The sequence below is a fragment of the Bifidobacterium choloepi genome, from assembly GCF_010667615.1.
GTDB lineage: Bacteria > Actinomycetota > Actinomycetes > Actinomycetales > Bifidobacteriaceae > Bifidobacterium > Bifidobacterium choloepi.
In genome coordinates this window covers 1,312,760-1,322,579 of record NZ_VYSG01000001.1, presented here as the reverse complement: position 1 = coordinate 1,322,579, position 9,820 = coordinate 1,312,760, and the positions used below count along the sequence as shown (strand labels likewise).

Genomic DNA, 9,820 nt, shown 5'->3' with positions numbered 1-9,820 from the left:
CCAACCAACAACACTCACCGCCCCCGCCGTGCCCGGGGGGGGGGGGTGTCTTTTCTACCTTGTTTCTTGGGGGGCCCCCCCCCCCCCCCCCGGCGGGGGGCCCCCCCACACCTCAAGAGAGAGGTTTTTCTCTTGGACATTTTCCCTCGACATTCGGGTGAATCGTTCAACTACGGCAAACTGCGGGACCGATCCGAGCCGACGGACGCTAGCGTGGCAGATATGACTACTGCCGCAAATAGCGCTACGACGAAACGCAACTTCATCGTCTTCGACCATCCGTACACGGCGACGGCGTGCGACAACGTGCCGCACGACCGGTCGTTCTCGGCAGCGCTGTGCAAGGCGATCACCGGCAAGCTGGCGGCGCGTGGCGAGCAAGTCGACCTCGCCGACCTGCATGCCGACCACTTCGATCCCGTCATGTCAAAGACCGACCTCGCCAACTGGCGCAAGGGCGTGCCGATGAACGACCAGGTCGCCGACTACCAGCGGCGCATGCTCGCCGCCGACCGCATCATCTTTATTTTTCCGATCTGGTGGGAACTCATGCCGGCGATGACGAAGGGCTTCCTGGACAAGGTCTACGCGAAGAACATCCTCTATACGCAGCCCAAGGACGCGAAGATCATGCAGACGAAGCTCAAGCGCGATGTCGAGGTTGTCATCGTCACGACAATGAGCACGCCGAAGTGGATCTACCATCTGCTGTTCTGCAAGCCGATCGCCAAGGCCATGCGTTTCGGCATGTGCTACAAGACCGGTATCCGCCATTTCCGCTGGCTCAATTATTCGCAGGTCGACAAGCTCACCCTCGAGCAACGCCAACAGCTGCTGGGGAAGGTGAGGATCTGAATCGGGATGACTCCGCCGGCATGTTGCAGCCTGTCTGTCGTCCGGATGCCTGGATGTCACGAATCTGTGATCCGATCACGGGATTGCGGTATCCGGAGGGAGCACGGCGTGTCGTGCAACTTCCGTGCAACCAGCGTGCGATTTTTCCCCTGTTTGACATCACAAACCCGAGCTCTCGGCTGGGGTTTGTGACATCAAACAGTAAAGAAAAATAAAAGAATGCCCGGCCCGGAACGACGAAGGGGAAAGTGCCGGCGTCTTGCGGCGCCGGGCGGTCGCGTTCCGGACGACGCACGCAATTGTGCGTCTGCCGGGCATTCTAGCTTGCATTCCTGCACAGTGGAATGTAGCGGGATCCCTCGTAAACGAGAAAAGCGGAGCAATGTGGCAGTCGGGCATGCACGTCGGCGAACCTCAGTACATACGCGACGAAACGTGATCCAATATGTTGAAGGAAAGTGAAAGGAAAATTGGAAGAGTTGCCGTCATTGCACCCGTGGAGCTAGCCGGGTTCGAACCGGCGACCCTCTGCTTGCAAAGCAGATGCGCTACCAGCTGCGCCATAGCCCCAAGTTGAAACCCTAGGTTCCAAAAGTGGGCCCGGGAGGACTTGAACCTCCGACCTCATCCTTATCAGGGATGCGCTCTAACCACCTGAGCTACGGGCCCATCTTGCGATGCATTGCACACTCTCGCGCGCAACAGAAAGAAAGCTTACCAGCATCGACCTCGATGTCAAATTACTGCGTGCCGCTCGGCGTGTTGCGCCTAGAATGGCGCGTATGGCTTTTGGAAATCGACCGTCGGGACGCTTCGTCGCGCGCCGTCGCAATACTGGCACACCGCGCGCCGTCGTTTCACGCGAAACGCTCGACGTCGACGGGCGCCAGGTTACGCTCGTGCGCAAGAACAACCGCAACATGTACCTGCGGGTCAAGCCGCCGTACGGCGTCGTCGAGGTGACGGCGCCGGTGAGGACGGCACGGGTGGAGATTGAACGATTCGTCCGCGAGCGCGCCGACTGGATCGACGGCGCACAGCGCAAGATGCTCGAGGCGCGAGCAAAGGCGTCACGTGAAACAGAAGGTGTGACAGATAGTTTCACGTGGAATTCAGAGCTCAAGGAGAAGGCGACGACCGCACTGGACACCAGGCTCCCGGCGCTGCTCGAGCGGTATCGCCCCGTCGTCGGCCGGTCGCCGTCGGCCGTCAGCTATCGCGTCATGAGTTCGAGGTGGGGATCGTGCACGCCGAAGACCGGCAGGATCCGGCTGAATCTCCAGCTGGGACTGATGGACGACGAATTCCTCGAGTACGTCCTCGTCCACGAACTGACGCATCTGTGGGAAAGCGGACACGGCACCGGCTTCCAGCGTCGCATGGACGGCTACCTGCCCGACTGGCGCGCCCGCCGGCGCAGGCTCAACCAGCACGCGCTCCTGGAAAAGGAGCGGTGAAAAGAAAAAGAAGCGCCCTGGAAGGGAGCTGCCGAGCGAAGCGAGGCTGAGGGTCGACCGGCCGTCGCGCCGAAGGCGCGCGGACGCGCTGGAACGCGAGTGTCCCGTAGAAAATCGCTTTTACGGGACACTTCCACTTCCAGCGCGCTCTCGTCGCCTTCGGCGACGTCGGCGGTCGACCCTCAGGCCGCTACGCGGCCAGCTCCCTTCCAGGGCGCTCTTGCCGGACTCAGTGAATCAGGAACGACCTCATGAACCACTGGAACTTCTCGAGGTTCTGGACGTGGTCCTGGATGATGTTCGAGCTGATGACGTCGAGCTCGTCGAGCTCCTTGATCGCCGTGCGCTCGCCCTTGATGAAGTCGTCGTAGTACTTGTCGAGCGCGCGCAGGTAGTCGAGGGCGTTCTGGCGGCCCTCGAGCTTGAACTCCGGCCACGTGCGGAACCGCACGATGTCCTCCGGGCGTCCGAGCGGCGAGCCGCCGAGCTGCGAGATGCGCTCGGCCGATTCGTCGGCCATGTTGAGCACGTCATCAACCTGCGGGTCGATCATTTCGTGGACACCGATGAAGTTCGGGCCGGCGACGTTCCAGTGGGCATGCTTGAGCACGAGCGCCGCTTCCTGCTCGTGGCTCAGGCATTCCTGCATGATCGGGATGATCTTTTCGTCGGTCGCCGCGTCGAGTCCGGGAATCACAAATTCAAGTGCCATCATCTCCACCTTTCCGTGGGTCGGCTTGTATTCGTAACGATTCAGCCTACCGAGCCTTCCCCGGAATTCAATGACGATTCCCCCGTCCTCAGCTTTCGGCACAACAAGCTCTCGCATCCCGAGATATCAGTCATCCTGCTTGCGAACCTCGATCGTCTCGATGCGGCGGCCGTCGACGTCCGTGACGGTCATCGTCGTGCCGTCTTCGCTGAAGGTGTCGCCAACCTCGGCCATCTTGCCGGTCTTCGCGAGAAAGTAGCCTGCGACCGTCTCGTACGGGCCGTCCTCGAGCTCGATGCCGGTCAGGTCGTCGAAATCCTCGATCGTCATGCCGCCGTCGACCGTCGCGACGCCGTTGACGAACACGCCCTCGGGCGTGGCAGACGAATCGTCCGGCAAATCGTACTCGTCGCGAATGTCGCCGACAAGCTCCTCCGTCAGGTCTTCCAGCGTGACGATGCCGTCGGTGCCGCCGTACTCGTCGATGACGACGGCGAGGTGCACGCCGCGCTTGCGTAGCAGTGACAGGCTCGGCAGCAGCTTCGACGTGCCCGGCAACGAGATGCCCTCGCGGACGACGTCGGCGACGGTCTTCGCGGCCGGGTCGCGCACGTCGAGCAGGTCGCGCACGTGCACGAAGCCGAGCACGTCGTCGAAATCCTTGCCGGTCACCGGATAGCGGGAGTACGGCATGTCACGCACCATCGCGGCGGCTTCGTCGAGAGGCAACGATCCTTCCAGGAAAACGACGTCCGCGCGCGGACGCATGACTTCCGCCACGATCGTCTCCGAGGCATCGAACACGTCGTCGAGAATCGTCCTCTCGTCCTTCGTCAGGTTGGAATTCGAGTTGACGAGCACGCGCAGCTCCTCGTCGGACACCTCGCTCTCCGTCTCGTTCGGATCGAAGCCGAGCAGGCGGACCAAGCCGTTCGTGTTCTTGCCGATGAGCCAGATGATCGGCTTGCAGATCGTCGCGAACACCGAGATCGCCGGCACGACGGCGCGCGCGATCTGCTCGTTGCGCTGCATCGCGATGCGCTTCGGGACCATCTCCGAAATGACGATCGAGCAGTACGAAATGACGAGCGTCAGCACGATCGTCGTCAGCGGCGCCGCGACCGAGCTGGCCACGCCCCAGCCCTCGACGATCGGCACGATGTACGGCGAGATCGCCGATTCGCCGAACGACGCCGACAGGAAGCCGGACAATGTCACGCCGATCTGCACCGTCGACAGGAACGTGTTCGGGTCGCGGGCGATCTGCGCCACGCGGGCGCCGCGGGCATCCTCCTGTTCCATCTGGTCGAGCTGCGAGCCGCGCAGGCTGACGAGCGCGAGCTCGGTGCCCGAGAACACCGACCCCAGCAGCAGGAAGACGAGAATCAGCAGTATGTTCAATCCAAGCGACATGGCTCCAGCCTAGAACATTCCAACAGCGTTCTTTTCGCCTACGTCACAAAAAGAAAAGCTCCCTGGAAGGGAGCTGCCGAGCGTAGCGAGGCTGAGGGTCGACCGCCGACGTCGCCGAAGGCGACGAGAGCGCGCTGGAACGTAACTTCGCCTTCCAGCGCGCTCTCGTCGCTACGCGACGTCGTGCGGTCGACCCTCAGGCCGCTTCGCGGCCAGCTCCCTGGAAAGGAGCTTCTTCTCAGAAGCTCAGCGTCTCGACGAGACCGGTGTCGAGGCGGTAGCGGGCGCCGACGATCATCATGCGCTCGCGCGCGAGGGCGTCGCGGATGATTTCCGAGTGGGTGACGAGGTATTCGATCGTGTGGGCGACGGCGACCTGCTCGCAGTCGTCGGCCGAGTCGAGGTCGGCGATCTTCGCCTGCCAGACGGCCGTGCCGACGAACCGCAGCATCGGGTCCTTCGAGCCGTCGAGAATCTCGTCGAGGTCGTCGATGACATCGGCCGGATCCTTGCCGGTTTCCTTCGCCGTCTTCGCGAGCAGCTCGTCGACGTCGTGGCGGCATGCCTCGATCGCCGCGCAGTGCTGGTGGGCGAGCACGACGAGCAGCTTCGGATGGAGGCCGTCGATCGCGAACTCGATCGTCCTGAGCACGGCGTCGTCGACCATCTCGCCGGCCGTGCGCACGGTGAACAGGTCGCCGAGCGGCGAATCGAACAGCAGCTCCGGCACGACGCGGCTGTCCGAGCAGCTCAGCACGATCGCGGTCGGTTGCTGGCCGTCGACGAGCGCCTTGCGCGCCGCGGCGTCGCGGCCGGCGTTCGTCGCCTTGTCCCCGGCGAAACGGCGGTTGCCGCTCAACAGCCGGCTCCAGACACCGCTGGCCGTGGTGTCGTCGAGTTCGTCGGCGGCGCAGGCCGGATCGGCGGCCGCTGTCGTGTCGTCGGCGACGGCTCCCGGCTCCGGCTCCCAGAAGTCCTGCGGCGCTTCGTTGACGGACGGAATTGCTGCGTGCTCGGGATGTTCGGCCATGAATCGTTCCTTCCAGAAAAAGAAATGCTGCCCTCAGCATAGGCACTTGTCACGATTCACCGCGCCTCGATGCGCTGACGAAAGAACTCCTTTTTCGTGTCACGACGAGGAAGAGAAGGAGCTTCTCCTCACTTCTTCCGCACGCGCTTGAGCGGGGAAGCTTCCTCGGCGGGGCGAAGTTCCGGAAAGTGGGCGAGCAGCAAGCGGTGGACCGGCGGAATGTTGGCGACGAGGCCGCCGACGAGCAGCGCGGCGATGATCGCCCAGCCGGCGACCTGGAAGTCGAGCATGATCAGCACGACGACGACGCCGACGGCAGCGATGCCGGCGAGCTGCTGGAACTTGTTCTGCTGCTCGGTCATCTTGTGCGAGCGCAGCGGCAGCGCGCCCATCGCGAGCCCGGCGACGAGCCCTGCGAGGACGACGATGACGGTGACGGTCCATTCGGTGGCGGACATGGGACACTCCTTCGTGAAGCATGGCGTTGGTTGCGTTGGCGGCCGGCGAACGGCATCGTCTTCGATGTCGTGAACGTGAACGATTCATCCGGCGATTGCTATCCACGATAACGCACCCGGCCCGTGACGGGGAACCCCGGCGCCGTCATTTTCCCCAACACGCCACAACAGGAAGAAGCTCTCTGGAAGGGAGCTGCCAAGCAAACCGATTCCCTTCCAGGGGATTTATTCTTGTCACGCCGGCTGGCCGTCCTCGCTTTCGACGGGCCTTACGTGGCGGCTGATCTTGCGGATGTTGCGGTTGACTTCGTTGGGGTCGCGCACGCCGGAGATCTCGGCAATGACCTGCTCGTAAGTGACGTCGCGGGTGTTGTGGATGGCGAGGATGCGGCCGCGGCGCATGACGGCTATGCGGTCGGAGATCGCGAAGACGTCGGGCAGCGTGTGGCAAATCATGACGATCGAACAGCCGCGCGAGCGCAACCGCTTGATGTATTCGAGCACCTCGGCTGTCTGGATGACCGACAGCGACGCGGTCGGCTCGTCGAGCAGGATGAGGTCGGGATCGTGCAGCAAGGTTCGCGCGATCGTGACGGTCTGCCGCTGGCCGCCGGACAGCGACGCGACGGCCTGGGTGGGCCGGATGGCGGCGCTCAGCGTCGCGAGCGCCTCGCGTGCGCGCCGACGCATCGCCTCGTCGTCGCGCACGGTGTTCAGGGCCCCGCGGCGCGCCTCGTGGCCGAGGAACAGGTTCGACGCGACGTCGAGGTTCTCGCACAGTTCCTGTCCCTGGAAGACAGTGGCGATGCCGAGGTCGGCGGCGGCACGCACGCTCGGGATCGTAATCGGCTCCCCGTTGCGGCGGATCGTGCCGGAGGTCGGCTGGATCAGGCCGGCCATGACGTGCATCAGCGTCGACTTGCCGGCGCCGTTGTCGCCGACGATGGCGACGATCTCGCCGGGATTGACGGCGAAGTCGACGCGCCTGAGCGCGTCGACGTGTTCGTAGCTCTTCGTGATGTCCTGCAACTCGATGAGCGGTGTGGTCTTCATTGTCCCCTCCCCCGCATGACTAGCCGAGATCGGCCCGCTCCGCGTTTTCGATGGCCATGATGGCCGCGCCGATTGCCGGGTTCTCAACAGGATACTTGGCCGGCAGTACGTCGATCGCCGCGACGACATCGGGAAACAGTTTTCGTTCCAACGATTCGCGGAACGGCTCGAGGAACGTCTCGCCGGCCAGCGACAGCGTGCCGCCGACAACGACCATTTCGGGGTCGAACGCAATGCACGTCGACGCGGCGACGTCGCCGACCCTGACGGCGGCGTCCGAGATGACGCGGCGGCAGCCCGGATCGCCCTCGTTGGCCCTGCGAACCATGTCCTCGAGCGTGAGGTTGCCGTACGTGACCGACAGTAGCGACGTCAGCCGCTCCTCGTTGACAACGGTGTCGAGACATCCGCGGTTGCCGCACAGGCAAATGGCGCCGAGCGGATCGATCTGCACGTGGCCGATCTCGCCGGCCAGGCCGGTCACGCCGTGCCAGACCTCGCCATTGATGACGATGGCGCCGCCGACGCCGTTGCCGGCGCGCACGTACAGGAACGAGCGCACGCCCTGCTCGGCGGCCGCGCCGATGCGCGCCTCGCACAGCGCGCCGGCGTTGGCATCGTTGTCGATGTAGACGGGCATGCGGTAGGCGTCCTCGAGCTGGCCCTTGACGTCGAAGCCGTCCCAGTTCGTCATGATGCCGGGCACGGCGACGGTGAAGTCGCGCCGCTCGATCGGGGCGCCGAGCGCCACGCCGATGCCGACAATTTCGGAGAAGTCGGCGCCGATCGCGTCGATGGCCTCGCTGAGCAGCACCTGCGCGCGGTCGAGCGTCTCGTCGGGCTGATGGCCGTCGGCGAGCGGCAGCTTGTGGTTGGCCAGCGACTGCTTCGAGAAATCGAGGATCTGCAGCTCGAGCTCGCGCCGGTTGATCATGATGCCGACGCCGAGGCCCTGGTTGCGGGCGAGCGTGACGAGCGTGGCCCTGCGGCCGTTGCGGACGGTGTTGCGCGTTTCGATCTTGCCGTCGTCAACGAGTTCGTGCACCAGCGCGGAGACGGTGGCGGTGGACAGCCCGGTCAGTTCCGCCAGTTCGACCTGCGTCATTGCACCGAACTTGTGGACCGTTTCCAGCAGGTTGGCACGGTTCGCTTCCCTGAGCGAACGCTGTGATCCAAAGATTCTTCCTGCCATGGTTTCCATCATAAACATAAGCGGCGTGTCGCGAACGCAGCGTTTTGGATTTACCTAGCAAAATTGGCGGATTTTCACCGGTTTGACCAACATTGAATTCGCAATCTAAACACAATCATCAAAAATTCAAAATATTGAGTTTGACTTTCGAACTCAAAGTGTTATTCTAATCACAAGCCTTTTCCAAGGGCTTTGTCAGACAAAGTAGCCTGACTTTTCAGAGTTCCACAAGCATCTACCCAATATCCAAACAAAACCAACCAACATAACCAATCCTTCAATGAAGATGGAGAAAGTCATGAACATCTCGAAGAAGATCCTGGCGCTGGCCACCGGCATCGCCATGTGCTTCTCGCTCGGAGCCTGCGGCTCCAGCCGTTCGGGCGAATCGGCCTCCGACAGCACCACGCTCGAGGCCGGCGCCACCATCGGCATCTCGATGCCGACGAAGTCCGAGGAACGTTGGAACAAGGACGGCAGCAACCTCAAGGAGAAGCTTGAGAAGGCCGGATACAAGGTCATCCTGAGCTACGCCGATGACAAGCCCGCGCAGCAGAATTCCGACATCGAGAACATGGTCAACAACGACGCGAAGATCATCGTCGTCGCCGCCAAGGACGGTTCCGCCGTCGGGCCGGCCGTCGAGAAGGCCCGCGACGCCGGCGCCACCGTCATTGCCTACGACCGCCTGATCATGAACACCGACGCCGTCGACTACTACGCGACGTTCCAGCTCGAGCAGGTCGGCGTGCTCGAGGCCGAATACATCATCGAGGAGCTCGGCCTCGACAGCGGTGCCGCCGGCCCGTTCAACATCGAGCTGTTCTCCGGTTCCCCGGATGACAACAACGCCAAGTACTTCTTCAAGGGTGCGTGGGAGAAGCTGCAGCCGTACTTCGAGTCCGGCGCCCTCGTCTGCCCGTCCAACCACGGCGGCGGCGTGACGAAGGACTTCTCCGAGGACGACTGGCAGAAGATCGCCGTCCAGTCCTGGAAGACGGAAACCGCCCAGACCTACATGGAATCGATCCTCGACTCCTCCTACTCCCACGGCGAGAAGCTCGACGCCGTCCTGTCCCCGTACGACGGCATCTCGCAGGGCGTCATCAACGCCATCGAGTCCAAGCGTCCGGACATGATCCCGGGCACCGACTCCTGGCCCGTCATCACCGGCCAGGACGCGATGGAAATCGCCATCACGAACATCGCCAACGAGAAGCAGGGCGAGACCGTCTACAAGAACGTCGACGAACTCGGCGACGCCGTCTACAAGATGATCATCGAGATCGCTGAGGGCAAGGACGTCTCCGGCATCAACGGCGAGTTCAACAACGGCAACATCGACGTCCCGTCGCTGCTGCTCGACCCGATGAACATCACGATCGACAACCTCTCGGAGCTCGTCGAGACCGGCTACGTCACGCAGGAGCGCTTCGACACGCTGACTGCGGCCCAGTGACCGTCGTCATCGACGTTCCAGCCAACGAATAATTGAACAGGGAACGATCCACGCGATGGAGCATGAATCGTTCCCGATATCAGGAGCCACTGGCCGGAGCCAACGTCCCCGGCGTCCGGCCAGTCCAATTCTTTTCCTTCCCCTTCTCTCTAACGATGGTTCGCCGGCGAACGGCCGGAGGCCTGGGCCAA

9 protein-coding genes and 2 tRNA genes are annotated in these 9,820 nt (G+C 63.0%); 3 read left to right on the top strand and 8 right to left on the bottom strand.

Annotation, left to right across the window (positions count from 1 at the left end):
* Window positions 1–222: 222 nt before the first annotated feature.
* Complete coding sequence (locus F6S87_RS05245) at window positions 223–855, top strand: NAD(P)H-dependent oxidoreductase (RefSeq protein WP_163227617.1); 633 nt, start codon at window positions 223–225, stop codon at window positions 853–855.
* Window positions 856–1,352: 497 nt separating this feature from the next.
* Here F6S87_RS05245 and F6S87_RS05240 read toward each other — a convergent pair.
* Both F6S87_RS05240 and F6S87_RS05235 read right to left on the bottom strand, forming a co-directional pair.
* Window positions 1,353–1,425: transfer RNA gene (locus F6S87_RS05240), tRNA-Ala, on the bottom strand.
* Window positions 1,426–1,450: 25 nt separating this feature from the next.
* Window positions 1,451–1,524 (bottom strand) — tRNA-Ile (locus F6S87_RS05235).
* A gap of 113 nt (window positions 1,525–1,637) precedes the next feature.
* Between F6S87_RS05235 and F6S87_RS05230 the strand changes: the two genes are divergently transcribed.
* Window positions 1,638–2,312: a M48 family metallopeptidase gene (locus tag F6S87_RS05230; protein WP_163227499.1), complete on the top strand. Its 675-nt coding sequence runs from the start codon at window positions 1,638–1,640 to the stop codon at window positions 2,310–2,312.
* Between the two features lie 229 nt (window positions 2,313–2,541).
* Here F6S87_RS05230 and F6S87_RS05225 read toward each other — a convergent pair whose 3' ends face one another.
* The 6 genes from F6S87_RS05225 to F6S87_RS05200 all read right to left on the bottom strand — a co-directional run bounded on the left by F6S87_RS05225 (window position 2,542) and on the right by F6S87_RS05200 (window position 8,170).
* Window positions 2,542–3,024 carry a Dps family protein gene (locus tag F6S87_RS05225; protein ID WP_163227498.1) on the bottom strand — a complete coding sequence of 161 codons (483 nt, stop codon included), beginning with the start codon at window positions 3,022–3,024 and terminating at the stop codon, window positions 2,542–2,544.
* Window positions 3,025–3,150: 126 nt separating this feature from the next.
* The gene (locus F6S87_RS05220) at window positions 3,151–4,437 is read right to left on the bottom strand and encodes a hemolysin family protein (RefSeq protein WP_163227497.1); all 1,287 of its coding nucleotides are present in this window, start codon (window positions 4,435–4,437) and stop codon (window positions 3,151–3,153) included.
* A gap of 238 nt (window positions 4,438–4,675) precedes the next feature.
* Complete coding sequence (locus F6S87_RS05215; RefSeq protein ID WP_231129395.1) at window positions 4,676–5,299, bottom strand: carbonic anhydrase; 624 nt, start codon at window positions 5,297–5,299, stop codon at window positions 4,676–4,678.
* 296 nt (window positions 5,300–5,595) lie between these two features.
* The gene (locus F6S87_RS05210) at window positions 5,596–5,925 is read right to left on the bottom strand and encodes a hypothetical protein (RefSeq protein WP_163227495.1); all 330 of its coding nucleotides are present in this window, start codon (window positions 5,923–5,925) and stop codon (window positions 5,596–5,598) included.
* Between the two features lie 234 nt (window positions 5,926–6,159).
* Window positions 6,160–6,978, bottom strand: a complete 819-nt coding sequence (locus F6S87_RS05205; protein WP_163227494.1) for an ATP-binding cassette domain-containing protein — start codon at window positions 6,976–6,978, stop codon at window positions 6,160–6,162.
* Window positions 6,979–6,997: 19 nt separating this feature from the next.
* Complete coding sequence (locus F6S87_RS05200) at window positions 6,998–8,170, bottom strand: ROK family transcriptional regulator (protein WP_163227493.1); 1,173 nt, start codon at window positions 8,168–8,170, stop codon at window positions 6,998–7,000.
* Between the two features lie 298 nt (window positions 8,171–8,468).
* Between F6S87_RS05200 and F6S87_RS05195 the strand changes: the two genes are divergently transcribed.
* Window positions 8,469–9,629, top strand: coding sequence for a substrate-binding domain-containing protein (locus F6S87_RS05195; RefSeq protein ID WP_163227492.1), 1,161 nt, complete (start codon window positions 8,469–8,471; stop codon window positions 9,627–9,629).
* Window positions 9,630–9,820: the final 191 nt, after the last annotated feature.